This window comes from Pediococcus ethanolidurans, from assembly GCF_001437405.1.
Lineage (GTDB): Bacteria > Bacillota > Bacilli > Lactobacillales > Lactobacillaceae > Pediococcus > Pediococcus ethanolidurans.
On record NZ_JQBY01000001.1, the window covers coordinates 119,725 to 139,116 of the forward strand.

Genomic DNA, 19,392 nt, shown 5'->3' on the forward strand with positions numbered 1-19,392 from the left:
AGGTTTATTTTTATACTGCTTTCTGGTTTAAATTGAAATCTCTTGGTATTTTTGATTCGATTCTTTGTATCAAATTTGCATAAGCAACAAGGACAATTAATCAGTATTATTCGTTGTTACTCAAATCTTCACCGTTCGTACTAATAACCTTCTTATACCAGTAGAATGAGTCCTTACGACTTCGATTTAATGTCCCGCTACCATCGTTATTGCGATCCACATAAATGTAGCCATAACGTTTCTTCATTTCACCAGTTCCGGCAGAAACCAAATCAATGCATCCCCAACTTGTGTAACCCATTAGATCAGCACCATCAGTAGTAACAGCATCACGCATCGACTTAATATTTTCTTGCAAATATTCAATACGATAATCATCATGAATCTTGCCATCTGCCGCAATCTCATCAACCGCACCAAGTCCGTTTTCAACAATCCATAAGGGTTTGTGATAGCGATTAGTTAAAGTCTTCAATGCAATTCTCAAGACATATGGATCCGTTGCCCATCCCCAGCTACTGGCTTTTAGATATGGATTCTTCACGCCAACTTGAAGATTACCGGCATCTTCTGCTTGATCCTTATGGGTTGTGACTACATTTGATGTGTAACAGGAAAAGCTCAAAAAGTCAGCCGGATATTTAGCCAACAATTCGTAATCTTCTGGGCGATCATCTAATTTCACACCTTCACGTTCATACATCTTCAAACGTGAATTAGGATAGTGTCCGCCAGTCTGTACGTCTGAATAGAACAATGTGTCGTCCATTTGTTGAATGGCTTTTAATTGGTCAGCAGGATCAGCAGTCAAGGCATAGACTTGGCTATAAGCGAGCATTTGTCCAATTTGAAAATCAGGATTAATTTCGTGTCCGGCTTTAACTGTCAATGCAGAAGCCACAAATTGATTATGGGCACCTTGAGCACGATTTTGCAGACTGCTATCAATTAATCCACCAGCAATAAAGGGCATCATATCCATACAATTAATTTCGTTGAAAGTTAACCAATATTTCACCTTACCGTTATACCGATTGAAAACAGTTTTAGCATAGTTGACATAGAAATCAATTAGTTTTCGACTTGCCCAACCATTATATCGAATCGCTAAGTTAAGCGGAGTTTCATAATGTGATAAAGTTACTAATGGTTCAATGCCATTTTTATTGAGCTCATCGAAAACGTGGTCATAAAATTCAAGACCTGCTTCGTTAGGCTCTGAATCATCACCGTTGGGGAAAATGCGCGACCAGTTGATGCTCATTCGATAAGTCTTAAAACCAATCTCGGCCATTAACGCAATGTCTTCTTTATAATGATGATAAAAATCTGAAGCAATATGGCTTGGATAATACTCTCCATCTAAAATAGCAGGTTGTGCACCTTTTGGAGCAACTCGTGTCCCACCAAAAGTTAGTTCACTATAACCAGTCTCTCCGGTCTCAGGGTTCTTCCAAGTAATATGTCTTGGTGTTTCATAAGTTCCTGCAGTCACAACATCAGCTGTACTCAAACCTTTGCCATCTTCCTTATAGGCACCTTCGATTTGATTGGCAGCTGTTGCGCCACCCCATAAAAATCCATTTTTAAAACTCATTGTATTCGTTCCCCTTTCAAATAATTATTAATAGTTATTCAGCAACTGGTTCAACATTTACAGATTCTGTTACCGATTTTTCAACCTTCTGCGAGGCAGTTGCGGGCGATTCCTTGTACAAAATCATCGTTGCAATAAATGTAATCACCATACCAATTGCCATACCAACAAGTGCCCACACAAAAGTCATAATTGTTTTGCCAATGAAAACTGGTGTTCCAAGCAGACCAGCACTTCCGGCCATTGCGTATGCTTTTACACCCATGAATCCTGCAAAACCACCACCAAAGAAGCTTCCAATCATGGCACCGTACATTGGCGTCTTCAATTTTAGATTAACTCCAAACATGGCCGGTTCAGTAACACCAGCTAAAATAGCGGTTACTGCACAAGAAAGTGCCGTAGAACGAAGTTTTTCATTATGATGTGTTTTCAAACCAACCGCTAAACTAGCTGCGCCTTGATCCAGATTACTAATAAAATTAGCAATAAACACAATTGGTTCTGTTCCCGTTGTTGCCAAAGTTTGAACAGCATATGGCGTAAATGCCGTATGCATACCAGTCATAACAATCCATGGAAGAGCTGCAGCTAAAATCGCTACTCCTAAGAAACCGGCTGTTCCATAAATCCATAAAATAAATTTAGTTAAGTAGGTTCCTAAGAATGCGCCGGCTGGGGCAAGCAACCAAAAAGTTAAGGGTGCCATAATTAATAATGTGAAAAATGGCACAATCAAAGACTTCAAGGAATCTGGTGTCCAACGAGTGAAGAACTTTTCAACATATGAAGTTATGAATACTGCTAAAATACTTGGAAAAACCATATTACCGTACGTTGTAGCATAAACCGAAATGCCAAAAAGCGATAATGCATGTCCGCTACTGACAGCGGTTACAAAATTAGGATCAAGTAACATCGCACCTAATAACATTCCGATTCCTTGATTAACACCAAATTTTTTGGCTGCCGTGGCTCCTACAAATACTGGTAAGAAATAAAATGCGGCATCTCCAATTGCGTTTAGCATCACATAACTTGGACTCTTTGTAGTAAGAACACCCAACATTGTCAATACTAACAATAAGACCTTGAACATCCCACCACCAATTAATAGTGGAATTAACGGTGTAATACTACCAGCAATTGCATCCAAAACAGAATTAAAACTAAATTTTTTCTTTGGTGTATCATCTGCAGGAACTTCTCCATCACCTGACAAATCATTATGTGCCAAAACCTCTTTATAGGCTGTCCCAACATCTTGTCCCACAATAATTTGGAATTGCTCACCAGACCACTGTGCACCAATAACTTTGTCTAATTTTTCAATTTCATCTTGGTTAACTCTAGTCTTATCTTTTACGTTAAACCGTAATCGCGTTACACAATGTGTAAAAAACACAATGTTATCTTTCCCACCTAACAATTCAACAACATGAGTTGAAATGTCTTCATATTTTTCTTTTTTTGCCATTTTATTTTCCTTCTTTCACATTCTTTACAATATAAAACCCTCCAACGATAAAAATTAACAGAAAAAGTTCTGATTAGTTTCTATTGCTGGAGGGTGGTGCCCGTTAGGTTACAGTCCCTCGCGTGAGCAAAGTCTATTTACATGTAAAATTAAATATAGTTTTTCTTCTTTTTCTAGTTCAAAACCCATACGTTCCTGCAAGAATGTAGCAATTTTTTCAACACACTCATTTGTTTTAGGAAATTGCTGCACTAAATTCTCATACAACATTTTATTCTCCGATTTAATGAACACTCCTTGATCTTGCCGCTTTAAAAGATACTGGAGATGTGTCACAAATCTTGAATAATTAAAACTATGTTTATCAATATAAATTTCAAAGTATCCTGAAATAATGTCCGTGATGTCAGAAATTAAATCGCCATTTGCTTCGTTTTTAATTTCCTTCGCCGTCATTGCCTTAGCATTGATAAAATGAAGTGCTAAATTAGTTGCTTCTTCTGAAGGTAATCGTACCTTCAAATTTTCGTTTACAGTTTGTAATGCCTTCAAACCTAGCTGATACTCATTGGTATATAATTGCTGAATATCATATTGCATTGGTGCTGTGATCACCATGCCCTTATTTCGCCGTTCAATCGCAAATTTAATGTGATCGGCAAGGGTAAACACTAAATTTGAGTTAATCGGTGCATCAACTTTTAACCGCACCATATCTACTATTTGGGCTGCGGTTTCTAGAATATCATCTGGAATCTCACTAGCCAGATCGATATACATAGAATCGACATTGTAGAATGTGCGCTGTATCGCACCTAAATCACTGATTTCATACGGCATTTCATGAAATCCAATTCCACGTCCAATCGCAATTAACTCATGGTTTTGGCTGTCTAAACAAACAGCAGTATTGTTATTTATTTTTTTGATTGCTTTCATCACAATCCTCCAAAGCCAAGCCTACTTTTCTACGGTCACAACCTCTGATTGCCCCGCTTCTACCTTATCTACCTTTTTAATCTCAACTGTATAATCATCACTGTTTGTCACTAACAACATGGTGACTAAGTTATACCCCTTTGCTAAAATGGCCTCATGGTCTACTTTAATAATGGGTTTGCCGGCCTTCACGTGACTACCAACCTCAACTAACTTAGTAAATCCCTCGCCTTTTAAATTCACAGTATCCAAGCCAATGTGAATCAAAATCTCAGCGCCATTATCGGCCGTAATTCCAAATGCATGTAGTGAATCTGGAATCATAGTAATTTTACCATCACAAGGTGCAGCAATTTCATTTGAATCAAAATTAAAGGCAATTCCTTTTCCCATCATTCCTGATGCAAAAACTTTATCTGGTACTTTGCTCAGTTCTACGGTTTCTCCACTTACAGGAGCAACCAGGCTCACTTTTTTCACTTTCTTTTTAAATATGTTTAGCATGATTTTCCTCCTGTAGCCAAAATAAGAAAATAAAAATCCTCGAAAGTGTATCCACCTCTAAAAAAAGTAATGATTCTACACTTTCTTTAGAAGGTGACACCTCCCGAGGAGTAATGATCCTTCTGTTGGTTTCTATATTAATGCAAACGTATACATAATGCAAGCTGCTTTTTATTTTTCAAGTTCAAACTGATAAACTGCACCAATCATATTGGACTCTGCTAAGTATTTACATGACACAATTTGCGTATTTAAACCATCAGCATGTTTGTCCACCACAAGGGTTTTAAAACGTTTTTGCAATTCAGTAATTAAATCAGGTCTTCTAGAAATTCCACCACCAATTAAAATCTTATCAGGATCAAAACTAACCGCTAGATTAAATATACCTATGCTTAAGGCATTGTATAATGTTTCCACACTTTTAATTGCCTGCTCATTCTGTGCTTGTGCTAATGCAAATACATCTGTTCCTTCATAATTTTTTTGATCGTTTTGTTTTTTCGTGAACTGCTGTGCCATTGTTACCGGACTGCCCATTTCACTGAGTGTATGGCCATTTCTTTGATCAATAACCATGTATCCAAATTCACCGCCAAACAAATGACTTCCTGGAACAAGTTTTTTATTTATAACTATTGCGCCACCAATTCCTGAACCAATGATTAAAAATGCGCTATTAGCAACATCCGCCGCGTTACCTTTCCATACTTCAGCCAACGCCGCACAATTTGCATCATTTTGAATTGTTACCTTCAAGCCAAATAGTTCATTTAACTCCTTTTTAATTGGAAAACGATGTATATAGGGAATAGCACTTGTTCCATAAATGACGCCTTCATTGACGTTAACAGCACCAGGAATACTAATGGCAACTCCCTGCAATTCGTCATCTAACTCATTTTTAACGTCTAAAAAGACAGCTTTCATCTCTTCCCAAGTGGCTGGCGTCTTTCTACTCTTAAGTTCTGATAATTGTTCATCTTTCCATACCCCACATTTTATTGAACTTCCGCCAACATCAAATACTAATATACTTTTCATTTATATTCACCACTGTCTCTATTTGAAATTATAAATCTTTACCGTTACTACCAATAGCAGATTTCAGCCAATAGAAACTCTTCTTAGGAATTCGTTTCATATCTTTCAAATCATGATTTGTTCGATTTACATAAACAACACCATAACGCTTGCGCATATCTCCAGCAGAACTTGGAATATCAATTAGTCCCCAGCCTAAATATCCCAAGACATCCACTCCGTCCTTCTCAACAGCATCCTTTAAGGCTTGAATATGAGCACGCATATAGTTAATTCGATAATCGTCCTGAATTTCTTTACCATAATATTTTTCTTGGACTCCAATGCCATTCTCAATGGGAAAAACTGGTATTTGATATTGATGATAAATTTTGTTTAAGATATCACGAAATCCAAGTGAGTCAATCTCCCAACCGTAATTAGGAGTCTTTTTAACATAAGGATTAGCTTCCCCACCATATTTAAGATAATCATCTACTGAACAATTTTCAGGAATCTTTTCAGAATTCACAACGGTACTTCGATAGTAGCTAAAGCACATGTAATCACTATGACATTGACTTAAAATGTTAAAATCTCCATTTTTAATTCCAGCATTGATTTGATAATTTTCAATATGTTTTAAAACAGCCTTTGAATAATGACCTTGTGCAAAAACATCCAAAAGATTATTATTTGAAAATTCTTGAATTTCTCGCGCAACTTGAATGTCTCGTGGTCGTGCAGTTGCCGGATAAACTTCTGTGTAAGCCAGCATTCCTCCGATTTCACAATCGGTATGTGCATGAATATAATTAGCAATTTGTGCATGTGCCATCATAACATTATGTGCAATTTGATAAACGACATTAATATCTTCAGGAACATTTTTATTACCAGCAAAAGTGGATGCTCCCAATTGATTGTACAAATTTTGTTCGTTAAAAGTAATCCAGTACTTTACTCTGTCTCCAAAACGCTTAACCATTTCAATACCAAACTTTACAAATAAATCTGATACTTTGCGACTTAAAAAACCATTATATTTTTCTGACAATGCAAGTGGCATGTCAAAATGATATAAACAAATCATTGGTGTAATTTTTCTTTTCAACAGTTCGTTAATAAATTCACTATAAAACTGGATACCTTCTTCATTAAATTTTCCTTCGCCATCTGGTTGAACCCGACTCCATGAAATTTGAAATCTAAAAAAATTCATTCCCATTTCTTTCATGAGATCGAAATCTTCCTTGTATCGATGGTATTCGTCAATTCCATTTTTCCAGTCAGAAACTTCTGCTGTAGCGGGACGGATATCATAAACCGATTTACCCTTGCCTCCCTCATCCCAAGCACCTTCTGTTTGCATGCTTGATGTTGAATTTCCCCAAAAGAAATTTTTTCTAAGTTCACTCATTTTATACCGATCCTTTCTTCTAAAAATGACCGTAGCCCAACTAATACTAGGATACGATCATCAATTTTTAATCTATATCATGATCAAAACCGAATTTAAATGGTGCGACAGGATAATCAATTTCATTAAACAATGTTAGTTTAGGATAATTTTCGTACTCATATTGAATTGCTTCAATATCACGGTTCTTGTCCTTAATAACAATTTGATTTCCTTGAATATTCAAAATTTCTTGTGATTGCCATTCATTATTTCTCAACACTTTAAACTGACAATTTCCAGATTGATGTAAGCTTGATGCCTGACTTACTGTCAAAATTAATTCACCATTCTGATATTCAATGCGATTCACCCAGGGAGTACTACCGTATTGGAGACCACTAACAATCTTGCCAATTCGTGTACCTGCTTTTCTTTTTGAAGCCGGATGAATATTGTGCTCATCACCAGTATCAGCTATTGATATCAAATGCGTATATGGTACATCCTTTACCGTTGCTAGTTGTGCCTGCCGAATCATCGCCCATGCGTCTTTGGGCTCATCTGCATACCCGGGCAATTGAACAATATAGAAAGGCAACGACTGGTCATTGAATGCTGATCGCCAATTTTGTATCAAGATTTTTAACAACTTTTCGTAGACTTGCGGATTTGGTGCATCGTTTTCTCCTTGATACCAAACAACATCATTAAATGTGTAATTTTTAACTGACAATACCATATTTTCATATAAACCACTAGGTCTTAAGAAACTCTTGGGTGTCATTGGCGGCGGCCATGGTGTATGACCAACTGTATCTTTTGCCACGCTAAGAGAAGCATTAGGATTTCTTTCCATATACTCAGCTAATTTAGTATTGTGAACATTCACACTCTTTTGATAGTCTACTAATTCTCCTTTAAAATCAGCTTCTGATTTTCCGAATATTTGATTCTTAAAGGGTGTTATAAAAGTTTTCTTTAACTCTGAATCATTTTCTAAGGCTTCTTTTGCAATCCAAGAGGACGCCGATGTACCACCTTTATAGCAATCAATAATTCCAATCGTTTGTCTGGGATCTTTTTGCAATAATTGCTCCAGCATAAAGAAGCCGATTGCAGACATTTCACCGATTGTTTCCTTACTAATTTGTTGCCAACTTGATTCGGGAAGATCATCTGGAATTACAGATCCATCTACATTTTTAAATTCGATTTTTGGAACGTTATAGAAATATGCATTCTGTGGGTTAAAGTGTGCCAAAATCTTGCTATATTCTTGATCATCTCGTAACTTATATTCAATATTGGACTGTCCGGCTAACAAATAAACTTTACCGAAACGCACATTGTTAATTTCAATATGTTCAGTTGATGTATTGGCAACAATTGTGCATCTTTTGACCTTCATAGGCGCAAACAATATGCTCCAACTACCGTTCTCATCGGCTACTGACTCTTTGTGCGTATTTTCAATGATAACCGATACCTTTTCTCCTGCATTCGCATGTCCAGCAATTTTGAATTCTTTATTTTGTGGTAGGACCATTTCATCTGAAAAGATTTTTTCAAAAGTTAAATTCTCTTTTTTATTCATAGCCTATGCCTCAGCTTTTAATTGCTTCAATTCCTTATGCAAATTAATTACTTTTTCAGCCACTGTCAGCATAATATCTGCCGACATAAAATGATCTTGCGAATGAATTAATAGGAGTGATTTTTCAATTTGTGCACCATTCATTTCTTCTGTCATCCAACCAGTTTGAATATTGTGAGCTTCATGTAAAGTCTTTCTGGCAGCCTTTAATTTTTGTTGTGCCTCTTCAATCTTGTTATCCTCAGCTAATTGCATTGCTTGAATCGATTGAGATTTTGAATCTCCAGCAATGGAGATTAACTGCATCGCTTTTTGTAATTGTTTTTCATCCATTCTCTTTCACCTGCTTATTTATTCTAATCTTCAGCAGCTACTGTCTTATCAACAAGATCACCATCAGGGTTAATCTTATTATCCATTTGAATGAATGGAATATAGATAGCCGTTGTTGCCGCAACAATAATTGCCTGTACAATTAAACCTTTAATTGAACCTGTATATAAAAGACCAGAAAGCAACGTTGGAACCGTCCAAGGTACATTATTTACGATTGGTGCAATAAAACCAACTTTGACAAAGAACAAACCAATGTAGAAGGCTAGTGGTTGTGCAACTAACCATGGAATAAAGTAAAGTGGATTCAAAATAATTGGCAAACCAAAAGTAACAGGTTCAGAAATATTAAAAATAGCTGGCATTAAAGCAATTTTTGAAACTTTTTTGGCCGCTAATCGCTTTGAGAACAACATCAAAGCCAATACTGGTGAAACCGAACATGAACCGGCTGCAACAGTTGAAAAGTTCATAAATAAAGTAGAATAAATATGATGTGCTTGACCTAACATATTTTGAGTATCGTTAATGTTCCATGTTAATCCGAAAATTGGACCCCAAATGGAAGTTGGATGAATACCAAACCATTGCAACAAACTCCAAGTGGTTTGTGAAATAAACGCGAAGAATCCGGTACCGGAAATTGCTAAAGCTGGCTTCTGCAAGATTGTTAACAAAAGTTCAGGCATGGTTTCCCCAGTTAATCCAGTAGAAAGAGCTGTTAAAACAATGAACACACCCATTGTCACAACACCAGGAATTAAGGATTCAAAACTACGTCCTACTGCTGGTGGTACTGAATCTGGCATTTTAATTGTAAAGTTGGTTTGTAACATTTTGTTATAAATCCAAACTGCAAATCCTGAAATTAAAAGTGCTGCAAAAACTCCTTTAGTTCCAAAGTATGTCGTATCCATATAGTTTAAAATTTCAATTGGCTTTGTAGATCCAGTTGTTGGTGTATATTGAAACTTCCAAGGCATACAGATAAAGAATGCACCCAGCGCATATAGTACAGATGTCATATGTTCCTTGCTTTTTGGAAAATACTTTCTTGAAAAGGTATTTGAAAAAATAACAACAAGCAAAACAGCAAATGTATTTAAAGAACCATTTGAAATCAATCCGATCATATTACCGGTAGCAGTCAACCCTTTAAATAATCCTGAACTAGCCCAAGCTGTCCAAGAACCGCTAATTAATCGACCTAATCCAATTCCTTGTTTACCAAAAATTAAACCGTTAGTAGGATCGATGAAAACATTTTGAATCATAATAGCAAAACCAGCAATCATCGATGTAGCAGCAACAATAATAAATGAATCACGAAGCGTTAATAATAATTTGTTTGCGGCTATCTTTCCAGCTACCTGGGTAAACTTTGCTTGAAATCTTTGCATTCGACCCGGTTTGTCATTCATACTTAATACCTTCCTTCGTTAACCGATCAATAAGAACTTGTCCACTCATACTGCCAAACTCTTGCATAGTAAGTTTAATAACTTTTTTGTCTGGAAAACTCTTCTTTACCGCGTCATAATCCCAGCTGATTTGAGGTGCCAACATAATAACGTCAACTTCGTCACCTACTTCATCAACCATACCTAAGTCATAGGCATCAACCTTCACATCTTTGCCTTCTTTATCAAATACTTTTTGCATGTTTGCTCCGGCTAAACTGCTTGACATACCACCACTACAAAATAATGCTATCTTTAACTGTGCCATGAAATCTCCTCCAATGTATTTATTTGACATCAACGGCCGTTCTGATATCGCTTACATTTTTGAGTATACATCCTGTCACCGCTAAATTCAATACCTATTTTAAATTTGTTATAACAAATTTAAAGCAAAAATAAAAACCGATTAATCTGTTAAATTAATCGATTCATGTAATGAAAACTTTGAGGGTCTAATATAATTGTATACATATTCGAAGATTTGACCATTATTCAAAAAGGATCTTTGTTCCATTGTTAATAACGGCTCAGCCTCATTTAGTCCCATAATTTTAATCGTATCTGAATTAGCAATTTCACTAGATAGCGTTCGAATAGCAGATCCCAATGTCAAGCCTTGATCCTCTGTTAAAAACTCATATATTGATCCTTTCAAAACATCCATCCGCATACCTTGAATAACTTTAGCCGGCATATAAATCTTTTGAAATGCAACTACTTCATCATCCTCATCTAAAATTAGTCGCTCAATTTCGTAAGTAAAGTCGAATTCCGTTACATTCAATTGGTCCATAATGTCAGTATCTGGTTTATCAACTGCAAAATTCAAAAGTTTCACTTTAAATTTTGAAAAATCAAAAATTTCTAGACTAGACTCTTGTGCACCAGTTTCATGTGGTTGATTATCTTTCACATAGGTTCCAGAACCTTGAATTCTATAGATTAGGTTCTCATCTACTAAGATATCTAATGCTTTACGAACTGTAATTCGACTAACATTATAAGCAGCAGCAATTGCATTTTCTTGTGGCAATTGTTCATTGATGGCCAGTTCCTTTTCTAAGATCTGTTGCCGTAAGTGGTCTGCGACTATTTCATATTTTGGTGCTTCTTTCATTTGAAGCTTTCCTCCACATCGTACTTTTTACTTTTATAGGATTGTGTTTATTATTCTTTTCTTTATAATAGGTCATTACAAATTATTAATACAGCCTATCCACGTAGTTTACTCTTTATTTACATAGTATCAACCATCAGGTTCTTTTGAAACGTTAATACCAATATCAGTATACTATACAAACTGAATGGTGCTATACATTTTTAATACTACAAAAAAAGACACGAGGGATATTTCCCCAGTATCTTGTCTTGAGCATAATGCTCATGTTATATATATTCTGTAACTTCCATAATTGTATCAAGATCACTTAATCTTAAAACTCATGTTAGCAAATGCTTTTTTAGCAGTCGCAACTCTTTTCTTGTGTTCTTGACTCTCTCTAATTTTTTTCGAAGGATGTATTACGTCTAAAACTGATTGTAATTCCTTAGTATCTTTAACTTTTATTGTCGTATTAAATTTACTTTTCATACTTCTACCTCCCAGTCATGTGTAAGGTAATAAAAAGTACTCTCCACTGTCATTTTATACCCAATGTACAAGTTATGAACTAATTCTATATCATCATTTCTACTCTTTATTAAGAAAAATTCGCTTTGTTAGCATTTTAAATAATACCTAAATATAAATACGCTATTCATGGCAAAATACATTGCTAACTTTACAAAGTCACAATAATGCTACTAACCAAACGACTTCATACGTTCACTAAAAGAACAAATAATAAATCCCACTAAGTCCAATAAATCGGTAAATCCATTTTCTAAACGTTTGATCATCAAGTTTATTCGCTATTCTTGCTGCAACGATTGTTCCAATCCCTGCTGCAACCATCCCAACTAGTATATAGGGCACATCATGAAGACTTAAAATACCATTGCCAACGCGCACACTGTTAATATAAAACGCATCAATCAAGAAAAAGCCCTGAATGCTGGCCGTGTACTCGGGAATCGAGTTAGATAACGATAAGAAATAAAGTGCCATCAACGGTCCACCAATGCCCAACAAACCATTAAAGAATCCGGAAATCACCATAAAACAAACTGCGATATACCAAGGATAATGCCGTTCGCCTGAATTTTTGACCAGCGTAAAATACAGAAACAAAGCTATTAATAACCCGCCCAGTAACATGCGCATGACATGGGAATTCAAAACGTTACTAAGATGCACCGACCACGTGGCAACTGCCGCATAAATAATAAAAGGCACAATAACCCGTTTTAATTTAAATTCATGTCGATATCTATAGGTTAACCCGATCATACTTGCCAACATGCTCAAGCCTGCAATTCCGGCCGCTGAGGATATAGGTAAAATAAACGGGAAAATCGTCATCATAATGATCACTGCACCGAAACCAGTCAAGCCTTGAACGACGCCGGCCAATAACGCCGGAATAAAAATTAATAACCAAGTTGTCATGCTAGAACCCCTTTAGATAAGTAATTATCCTTAGTATGGTCGAACTGTTGAATATGGTCAATAACTGTTTGGTCTAAAGATAATTAATCAAAAAGACGTTGAGATTTTTGTATCACCCCAACGTGCTTAGCTTAACGTTAATTTTTATTTAAAACTTCGTGTGATCCAGTTGCCACCAATAATAAAACGAATTCATCTCGATTCAAACAATAGATAACCACCCAATTATCATACGAGTTACCATAATTGCCATATCTAGCTGGATGAAATTCACGATAACCATGCCAACTTCCCTTTAAAGCATGATCTTTGAGACGTTTCAAAATAACCGTATCTTGTTCAATTATTGCGGCCACACAAGGTTTTAATAGTTTAACTGGAAAATGTTTTTTAGGTAGTTTTTTATTTCTCGTTCAAATATTCTGGTTTGTTTAATCTTCATCTAGTTTATCAATCCAATTATCAAAACCTGCCAACGAACCAGTCGTGGTCACTTTGCCTTCTTTGGCTTCTCGTTTAGCAGTTATTGCCTCAGGTGAATCTAAAAAGCTCACCAAACGTACTTCATTATTGGCAGCCTTCACCAAAGATAAACGCATATATTCAGAAATGGTTAAACCTTGTTTAGCTAAATTAGCCTTTGCGCGTTTGCTAATATCAGCCGGAACACGCGTTGATATTGTTTTATTTTTGATTGTAGTATTACTCATCTGAAGCACTCCTTTCAGCTGTGTTTGCGATCGTATTACATTTTTACTGTAGCTAATTTATTAAGTTTTGGCAAACAAAAGTTATCAGCTGCTATTCAATATGCGCTTTGAAAACACACTCAAACAACACGATAGTAAAAAATCATTTATAAACCACAAAAAAACAAAGCCATCCCTGACTTTGCCTATTTTGCGTCAATTCCCAATATTAAACGAACTTCTTCTTCGGTTAATGAGCCTTTGTTTTCAGTACCACTAAGGACTTGATCAACAAAGTTACGTTTCTTTTCTTGTAATTTATAGATTTGTTCTTCGATTGTTCCTTTGGTAATCAGCCGGAACACATCGACCTGTTTCTTCTGACCGATTCGGTGAGCTCGCGCAGTTGCTTGATCTTCAACCGCCGGATTCCACCACAAATCAACCAAGACAACCATATCGGCACCCGTTAAGTTCAATCCTGTGCCACCAGCCTTTAGCGAAATTAAAAAGATGTTTTTCTCACCCGCATTAAACGCATTAACCATTTCCAAACGTTCTTTGGGCTTCGTGCTGCCCTGCAAGACATAATGTGCCAAATGCTGTTTGTTCAATTCGGTTTCTAAAATCGAGAGCATGCTGGTAAACTGCGAGAAAATTAATACATGGCGGTTATTCTCTTCGGCTTGTCGCAAAATTTCGGTAAGTTGTTCTAACTTGCCAGAATCGCCTTTGTAATCGTCTAAGTATAGTGCTGGCGTATCACATATTTGTCGTAATCGCGTTAAACCAGCTAAAATGGCTAGCTTGTTTTTCACAAAGTTGGCACCCGTCATCCCCTGAACTTTTACCTGCATTTGTTTGAGTTGCGCCAGATAAACTGTTTTTTGTTTCTTGGTCAATTCATTGTACAAATTAGATTCCACTTTAGCTGGAATATCCTTTAGCACAACTGCCTTTTCACGACGGAGAATAAACGGTTTAACGCGTACCGCTACTTCGTCTGCTGTCAATTGTTTGAACGCTTTTTTGCTTGGTAAAAGTCCTGGCATGACAATTTCAAAGATTGCCCACAGTTCTTCCACGCGGTTTTCAATCGGCGTTCCGGACAACGCAAACGTATTTTTGCGTTCTAGTTTGCGAATACTTTGGTTAGTTTTTGTGCTCGAATTTTTCACAAATTGGGCTTCATCTAACACAAGATAGTTAATTTTTCGCGTATTATATTCTGTGACGTCTAAACGAGCACTGTTGTAACTCGTAATCAGTACGTCGGCTTGCCCATTTTCAATTAAATCACGCCGATTGGCTTTATTGCCATCCACAACTTGGGTTTTAATTTCTGGGGCAAACTTACTGAATTCTTCCTGCCAATTGTAAATCAAAGAAGCTGGAGAAACGATTAAATCAGGCTTATCTTTATCAAGATGGTCCAAAAGAAAGGCAATCATTTGAATCGTCTTTCCCAACCCCATTTCATCGGCTAAAATGCCGCCAAAGTTATAACTATCAAGCATTTCTAACCATTTAACTCCGACCTTCTGATACGGTCGCAACAGTCCATGAATCGGATGCGGGGAATTAATCACAAAGTTTTCCGGATGAGCGAGATTTTCCGTTAATTGGCTAAACTTCTTATCAAACTTGGCTGTTCCCTGTAAGGCAGCTTGAACTGCGAATGCTTGGGACGCGTGCACCTTAAGCTCACCATTTTTAAATTTACCCTGTTGACGAATGTTGAGCAGTGCCTTACTAACTTTGCGAAATTCATCATCTACAAGAACTAAAGAACCATCAGGTTGCGTGATGTATGGGCGCTGAAAGTCCAGTTGCTCTAACACATTATCAACATCGTTTTCATCGACGCCTTTAAGCGAAAACTTAACAGATAACAAGCCGCCATCTTCTGAAACAGCTACTTTGGGTGCTAAGTCTTCTGAATCGTGCAGTAAACTTTGTAGATCATCACTTACTGTTACTACCCCGTTTTGCTGCATATTTGGAAGTTCTTGCATGAAGAACCGGTACAAAACATCGGTATCGTCAAAGTCTTTCATCCAAGTGCCATTTTGCGGAATAAACTGTAAATTAAATAAGTAATCTTGCGTCTGATCTTCTTTATCAAGATTACGTAAGCTCTGAGAAACCTGATTAATTTTGTTACTGTCAAACAGTTTACCGTTATATTCATAACCAAGCTTCAATTGCAGCGTAGTTTTATCTCGACTCAAATCAAAATGAGGTGTCATTTGGTTAGTAATGAAATCTGGCGGTAAAGTGATTACGCCAATTTTTTTAAAGAACTCAATAAGCTTATTTAATTGGGCTTCTTCTCCCCATGCAAAATGCATTTTGTTTGAATCGTTCGTGCCTAAATTGCTATTTGTCATAATGGCATTATAGTGTTCAACAATCGCTTCAATGATCCTCATCTGTTGCGACGACGCTTGGTAAAATTGATTTTGATTGATCAGCAAGGCACTGCTGGGAACAGAAAGTTGAAAACCACCTTGGATGACTAGTTGGTAGCCATCGTCGTCTTGAGTTAATTCACCTGTGATTAGGCCCTCATCAGGATTGAAAGTTTGAAAACTGATTTCATCAAACACAAATTGATTTTCGCCTTGTTGAAAATGAAACAACGGTAGTTTCTGAAGGAGTTCAATGAATGGTGGAACAAGATAAGTTTCAAGCATTAGAAACTTCTTAGGATCCAGCGAACTGTCACCTTCAAACTGCGCACTACCGGTGCTAGCAATAAAATCTAGCAATTCACGATCCGGCTTCGAAAAAACTTTTTTATCAAGTAAAAATTCTGCTTTACCGGTTGTTTTAAAAACTTCATGGTTCACATAAGCCGTAAAAAACCGATCAATATCATTGACCACATAAAATTTATTGTCAATTTCATTAGCAATTCGGAAACGAAGAAATAAGCGGTGTTCCGCTTGATAATTCCAACCTTCACTGACGGGGCCCGCTACTAAAGTTACCTCAAGGTTTAAATTAACCGGTGATACTTCAGGAAGTGGTTGAAAATATTGCGTTTCTGGTAAATCTAAGTTTTGCAAAAAACGTTCCCCATCTAAATCAGCCTGTGATTTTTTTTGGTGAACCATTTTAATTTCCGGAAAACTGACAACTGGCGTTTTGCGTTTTGTGACCTTTTCTGTGTCTTGAGAGCCATCCTTATTAAAAAGTCCCTCCACTGGTAACCCTTGAGCTTTAAAAAACTCTACAACAGCCGCAATATGTTTACAAAAACCATTATCTGGAAAATAAGGACAACTGCAGTAATCTTTGTCCGGATCTTCTTGATTGACGTGCACTTCATACGCATGGGTTCCATAGACAGTGGCAATAATTTCCTGCTTTTCCTCATCAATATCATCAATTCTGACTTTATTCGCACGATAAAGCTTTTTCCCCCGGTCCCAAATTCGAGACGGCATTATTCTACGACGCATTCTATTACTCCAAATCTTGATCTGATTTTGATACCTACTGGTCATTTTACACTATTACAGCTGACAACAGTGATAACTGCTTACGATTGATTAATTTAAACCGTTTTTTGAACACTATTATTATATTTTTATATAGTAAATTGATTGACGAACTGACAATTTAATCACAGGCTGTAATTGAGAAATAACACGAGGAATTGATACGATGCAACAAGAAATGAATCACAAAATAACAGTTAAAGTCACATCAAGGGGTCGCATTACAATTCCAAAAAACATACGAAAAAAATTGAAACTTACAACCAATTCAAAAATCGATTTTCTTCAAAGAGACCAAACTTCCTATATTCTGCAAACTCAAGATAAGGATGTCTTTTGGAATCAGATTGATCAACACATTGCCAAATATGGTCGTTTTAATGAGCGGAAATTAGATTGGGGACCAGATGTTGGCGCCGAAATAATCGATGATTAGCCCTGTTTACTGGTTTTAAGCTTCTATTCCCTGACTTAAAATTTGAGTGTAATTTTGAATAACCAAATTAAAATCAGCTGTTGATAGCATCGCGATTTTTTCCATGTGACATCGATGGTAATCAAAAGAATATATTTGCCACGCATTTACGTAGCCATCAATTTTTGCATTGTGTACCTTAACGGAGCCAAACTTATGTTTTGTATGCGTAATTGGACAAACAACACAAAGCCCTGTTGCATAATTATAAGGCGTCACACTTACCACAACTGCAGGACAGCGCTTATTAATTTCTTTACCAGCCGAAGGATCAAAATCAAGATAAATAATGTCTTGACAATGTGGGTACTTATTCATCATTTTCACGTCCTTCTGGTTTAACATTTTCAAACTCGGATTTTTGCTTTGTAATTTGTTGACGTAATTCCGGCTCTTCAAATGGATTGGCAATTTGTGGCATAAACACAATTGCCCCATCTGTTCCCTTAGTTACAAAATAACGAACATTTTCATCGATCTTAATTGTTGTTGGAACCGTTAAAACAGTTGAATTTCCAACATGTCGTGGTTTGATCGTTTGCTTTGTGTTCATCGTATTACCTCCTCGTAAAATAGGATTCCATAAGTTGTCATCAAAATAATCAATTTTAGTATATCGTATATACGTCGTGTTCACAAACGATCGATTTTTCATAATTGCCATCCTTTCACTTTTTTCATCTGTAACCAAATACGTTATATTTTTTATTTACCACACAAAAAAAGATCAAAGTTGAGTAATTTTTTTACTAACTTTTGATCTTTTTAGATTTTTAGATTCTCAAGAATAACTTGTTTAATTCACTTGCATTTGTCGAACTTCTTCAATAAACCATCGATTAAAATCATCCGCATCGATACCAACGGCAACTTCAGCATTTGTTTGCCCACCATGATAAGCTCCCCGAATATCGGCAACTGTTTCTCCAATTGCGGGTCCATCAGTCTGAATATCAATCCAGTAATTTACTGTTTGATAATATTCCGGATGCAATAAGTAACAAATTGTATTTACATCATGCATTGGAATGCCGCCCTCATGACCTTCATAGTAATGTTTGAAGATCGATGCTAACATATTTCCGGCTTCTCCCAACGTTGATACCGTCTCCAACGTTTCGGGTGTTAGCAAAGCTTTCATTGTGACATCTAACCCAATCATCACAATAGGAATCCCTGACGCATACATAATTTTAGCGGCATCCGGATCCGTAAATACATTAAACTCAGCCGCACTGGTCATATTGCCACGACCAAGTGCACCACCCATCGCAACAATCCGTTTAATTTTAGGTTTAACCTCTGGATGAACCGATAATAACAGTGCAATGTTTGTGTAAGCTCCCGTTGGCACCAACGTAACCGGCTTAGAGCTTCGCATAATCGTTAAATATAAGGCTTCCATTGCGGAATGTTTTACCGTATCACCGACATACTCATCAAAATCATAACCAGGCATCCCCGACTCACCATGAATGCGTGCTGCATCTTCAAAAGGTTTAATCAAAGGTTGTTCTGCACCACTGGCAACCGGAACTTTTTTGTCAAAGAAATGTACCAACTTCAAAGCATTGCGGGTAGTTTTATCCACCGTCACGTTTCCTGCCACCGTGGTAATTAAACGCACATCAAACTCCGGATTATTCAACGCTACCGAAATAGCTGCTGCATCGTCAATTCCAGGATCACAATCCATAATTATTCTCGTTGTCATGTTGCATCATCCTCCTTGATTTTAGGGCGATTCATCGTTAAAAAAACGCGTACTTGTTACTTTTATTGTACTGGTTTTTAGATCGTTTACAAAGTCCTAAATCATTTTTATACCCATTAGGTAAAAAA

The 19,392-nt window shown here is 36.7% G+C and carries 19 protein-coding genes and 1 pseudogene; 1 reads left to right on the plus strand and 19 read right to left on the minus strand.

Annotated elements, in window-relative coordinates:
* Nucleotides 1-106: 106 nt before the first annotated feature.
* The 16 genes and pseudogenes from IV87_RS00525 to IV87_RS00595 form a co-directional block, all read right to left on the minus strand.
* Entirely contained in the window at nt 107-1,597 is a 1,491-nt protein-coding gene (locus IV87_RS00525) for a family 1 glycosylhydrolase (RefSeq protein ID WP_057804950.1), read from the minus strand.
* A 34-nt stretch (nt 1,598-1,631) separates the two neighbouring features.
* The gene (locus tag IV87_RS00530) at nt 1,632-3,074 is read right to left on the minus strand and encodes a PTS transporter subunit EIIC (RefSeq protein ID WP_074693794.1); all 1,443 of its coding nucleotides are present in this window, start codon (nt 3,072-3,074) and stop codon (nt 1,632-1,634) included.
* Between the two features lie 108 nt (nt 3,075-3,182).
* Complete coding sequence (locus IV87_RS00535) at nt 3,183-4,013, minus strand: PRD domain-containing protein (protein WP_057804951.1); 831 nt, start codon at nt 4,011-4,013, stop codon at nt 3,183-3,185.
* Nucleotides 4,014-4,034: 21 nt separating this feature from the next.
* Nucleotides 4,035-4,517 (minus strand): PTS sugar transporter subunit IIA, encoded by a 483-nt coding sequence (locus IV87_RS00540; RefSeq protein ID WP_057804952.1) that lies wholly within the window; start codon nt 4,515-4,517, stop codon nt 4,035-4,037.
* A gap of 171 nt (nt 4,518-4,688) precedes the next feature.
* Complete coding sequence (locus IV87_RS00545) at nt 4,689-5,561, minus strand: ROK family protein (RefSeq protein WP_057804953.1); 873 nt, start codon at nt 5,559-5,561, stop codon at nt 4,689-4,691.
* A 28-nt stretch (nt 5,562-5,589) separates the two neighbouring features.
* The gene (locus IV87_RS00550; protein WP_057804954.1) at nt 5,590-6,960 is read right to left on the minus strand and encodes a glycoside hydrolase family 1 protein; all 1,371 of its coding nucleotides are present in this window, start codon (nt 6,958-6,960) and stop codon (nt 5,590-5,592) included.
* A 67-nt stretch (nt 6,961-7,027) separates the two neighbouring features.
* The gene (locus tag IV87_RS00555) at nt 7,028-8,536 is read right to left on the minus strand and encodes a sialate O-acetylesterase (RefSeq protein WP_057804955.1); all 1,509 of its coding nucleotides are present in this window, start codon (nt 8,534-8,536) and stop codon (nt 7,028-7,030) included.
* 3 nt (nt 8,537-8,539) lie between these two features.
* Nucleotides 8,540-8,869 (minus strand): PTS lactose/cellobiose transporter subunit IIA, encoded by a 330-nt coding sequence (locus IV87_RS00560; protein ID WP_057804956.1) that lies wholly within the window; start codon nt 8,867-8,869, stop codon nt 8,540-8,542.
* A gap of 23 nt (nt 8,870-8,892) precedes the next feature.
* Nucleotides 8,893-10,290, minus strand: coding sequence for a PTS sugar transporter subunit IIC (locus IV87_RS00565; protein WP_057804957.1), 1,398 nt, complete (start codon nt 10,288-10,290; stop codon nt 8,893-8,895).
* The gene (locus tag IV87_RS00570) at nt 10,283-10,597 is read right to left on the minus strand and encodes a PTS sugar transporter subunit IIB (RefSeq protein WP_057804958.1); all 315 of its coding nucleotides are present in this window, start codon (nt 10,595-10,597) and stop codon (nt 10,283-10,285) included. The genes IV87_RS00565 and IV87_RS00570 overlap by 8 nt, the downstream gene beginning before the upstream one ends.
* A 141-nt stretch (nt 10,598-10,738) precedes the next feature.
* On the minus strand, nt 10,739-11,449 hold the full coding sequence (locus tag IV87_RS00575; RefSeq protein ID WP_057804959.1) for a GntR family transcriptional regulator: 711 nt from the start codon (nt 11,447-11,449) through the stop codon (nt 10,739-10,741).
* 306 nt (nt 11,450-11,755) lie between these two features.
* Nucleotides 11,756-11,923, minus strand: a complete 168-nt coding sequence (locus tag IV87_RS10990) for a hypothetical protein (RefSeq protein WP_156407363.1) — start codon at nt 11,921-11,923, stop codon at nt 11,756-11,758.
* Between the two features lie 237 nt (nt 11,924-12,160).
* Entirely contained in the window at nt 12,161-12,880 is a 720-nt protein-coding gene (locus IV87_RS00580) for a sulfite exporter TauE/SafE family protein (protein ID WP_057804960.1), read from the minus strand.
* A gap of 137 nt (nt 12,881-13,017) precedes the next feature.
* Nucleotides 13,018-13,322 (minus strand): annotated as a pseudogene (locus IV87_RS00585) (type II toxin-antitoxin system YafQ family toxin).
* Nucleotides 13,312-13,590, minus strand: coding sequence for a type II toxin-antitoxin system RelB/DinJ family antitoxin (locus IV87_RS00590; RefSeq protein WP_057804961.1), 279 nt, complete (start codon nt 13,588-13,590; stop codon nt 13,312-13,314). The pseudogene IV87_RS00585 and the gene IV87_RS00590 overlap by 11 nt, the downstream one beginning before the upstream one ends.
* A gap of 185 nt (nt 13,591-13,775) precedes the next feature.
* Entirely contained in the window at nt 13,776-17,036 is a 3,261-nt protein-coding gene (locus IV87_RS00595) for an SNF2-related protein (RefSeq protein WP_057804962.1), read from the minus strand.
* 205 nt (nt 17,037-17,241) lie between these two features.
* Between IV87_RS00595 and IV87_RS00600 the strand changes: the two genes are divergently transcribed.
* Nucleotides 17,242-17,511, plus strand: coding sequence for an AbrB/MazE/SpoVT family DNA-binding domain-containing protein (locus IV87_RS00600; RefSeq protein WP_057804963.1), 270 nt, complete (start codon nt 17,242-17,244; stop codon nt 17,509-17,511).
* 15 nt (nt 17,512-17,526) lie between these two features.
* On the opposite strand, the gene IV87_RS00605 is transcribed toward IV87_RS00600, so the two are convergent.
* The 3 genes from IV87_RS00605 to rihC all read right to left on the minus strand — a co-directional run bounded on the left by IV87_RS00605 (nt 17,527) and on the right by rihC (nt 19,264).
* The gene (locus IV87_RS00605) at nt 17,527-17,871 is read right to left on the minus strand and encodes a type II toxin-antitoxin system PemK/MazF family toxin (protein WP_057804964.1); all 345 of its coding nucleotides are present in this window, start codon (nt 17,869-17,871) and stop codon (nt 17,527-17,529) included.
* Entirely contained in the window at nt 17,861-18,103 is a 243-nt protein-coding gene (gene mazE, locus IV87_RS11095) for a type II toxin-antitoxin system PemI/MazE family antitoxin (RefSeq protein ID WP_057804965.1), read from the minus strand. The genes IV87_RS00605 and mazE overlap by 11 nt, the downstream gene beginning before the upstream one ends.
* A 243-nt stretch (nt 18,104-18,346) precedes the next feature.
* Nucleotides 18,347-19,264: a ribonucleoside hydrolase RihC gene (rihC, locus tag IV87_RS00615; RefSeq protein WP_057804966.1), complete on the minus strand. Its 918-nt coding sequence runs from the start codon at nt 19,262-19,264 to the stop codon at nt 18,347-18,349.
* Between the last annotated feature and the right edge of the window lie 128 nt (nt 19,265-19,392).

Bases quoted from the DNA above. Each gene is read 5' to 3' on its own strand.
- IV87_RS00525 (WP_057804950.1), bottom strand. From the start codon at position 1,597: ATGAGTTTTAAAAATGGATTTTTATGGGGTGGCGCAACAGCTGCCAAT.
- IV87_RS00530 (WP_074693794.1), bottom strand. From the start codon at position 3,074: ATGGCAAAAAAAGAAAAATATGAAGACATTTCAACTCATGTTGTTGAA.
- IV87_RS00535 (WP_057804951.1), bottom strand. From the start codon at position 4,013: ATGAAAGCAATCAAAAAAATAAATAACAATACTGCTGTTTGTTTAGAC.
- IV87_RS00540 (WP_057804952.1), bottom strand. From the start codon at position 4,517: ATGCTAAACATATTTAAAAAGAAAGTGAAAAAAGTGAGCCTGGTTGCT.
- IV87_RS00545 (WP_057804953.1), bottom strand. From the start codon at position 5,561: ATGAAAAGTATATTAGTATTTGATGTTGGCGGAAGTTCAATAAAATGT.
- IV87_RS00550 (WP_057804954.1), bottom strand. From the start codon at position 6,960: ATGAGTGAACTTAGAAAAAATTTCTTTTGGGGAAATTCAACATCAAGC.
- IV87_RS00555 (WP_057804955.1), bottom strand. From the start codon at position 8,536: ATGAATAAAAAAGAGAATTTAACTTTTGAAAAAATCTTTTCAGATGAA.
- IV87_RS00560 (WP_057804956.1), bottom strand. From the start codon at position 8,869: ATGGATGAAAAACAATTACAAAAAGCGATGCAGTTAATCTCCATTGCT.
- IV87_RS00565 (WP_057804957.1), bottom strand. From the start codon at position 10,290: ATGAATGACAAACCGGGTCGAATGCAAAGATTTCAAGCAAAGTTTACC.
- IV87_RS00570 (WP_057804958.1), bottom strand. From the start codon at position 10,597: ATGGCACAGTTAAAGATAGCATTATTTTGTAGTGGTGGTATGTCAAGC.
- IV87_RS00575 (WP_057804959.1), bottom strand. From the start codon at position 11,449: ATGAAAGAAGCACCAAAATATGAAATAGTCGCAGACCACTTACGGCAA.
- IV87_RS10990 (WP_156407363.1), bottom strand. From the start codon at position 11,923: ATGAAAAGTAAATTTAATACGACAATAAAAGTTAAAGATACTAAGGAA.
- IV87_RS00580 (WP_057804960.1), bottom strand. From the start codon at position 12,880: ATGACAACTTGGTTATTAATTTTTATTCCGGCGTTATTGGCCGGCGTC.
- IV87_RS00590 (WP_057804961.1), bottom strand. From the start codon at position 13,590: ATGAGTAATACTACAATCAAAAATAAAACAATATCAACGCGTGTTCCG.
- IV87_RS00595 (WP_057804962.1), bottom strand. From the start codon at position 17,036: ATGCGTCGTAGAATAATGCCGTCTCGAATTTGGGACCGGGGGAAAAAG.
- IV87_RS00600 (WP_057804963.1), top strand. From the start codon at position 17,242: ATGCAACAAGAAATGAATCACAAAATAACAGTTAAAGTCACATCAAGG.
- IV87_RS00605 (WP_057804964.1), bottom strand. From the start codon at position 17,871: ATGATGAATAAGTACCCACATTGTCAAGACATTATTTATCTTGATTTT.
- mazE (WP_057804965.1), bottom strand. From the start codon at position 18,103: ATGAACACAAAGCAAACGATCAAACCACGACATGTTGGAAATTCAACT.
- rihC (WP_057804966.1), bottom strand. From the start codon at position 19,264: ATGACAACGAGAATAATTATGGATTGTGATCCTGGAATTGACGATGCA.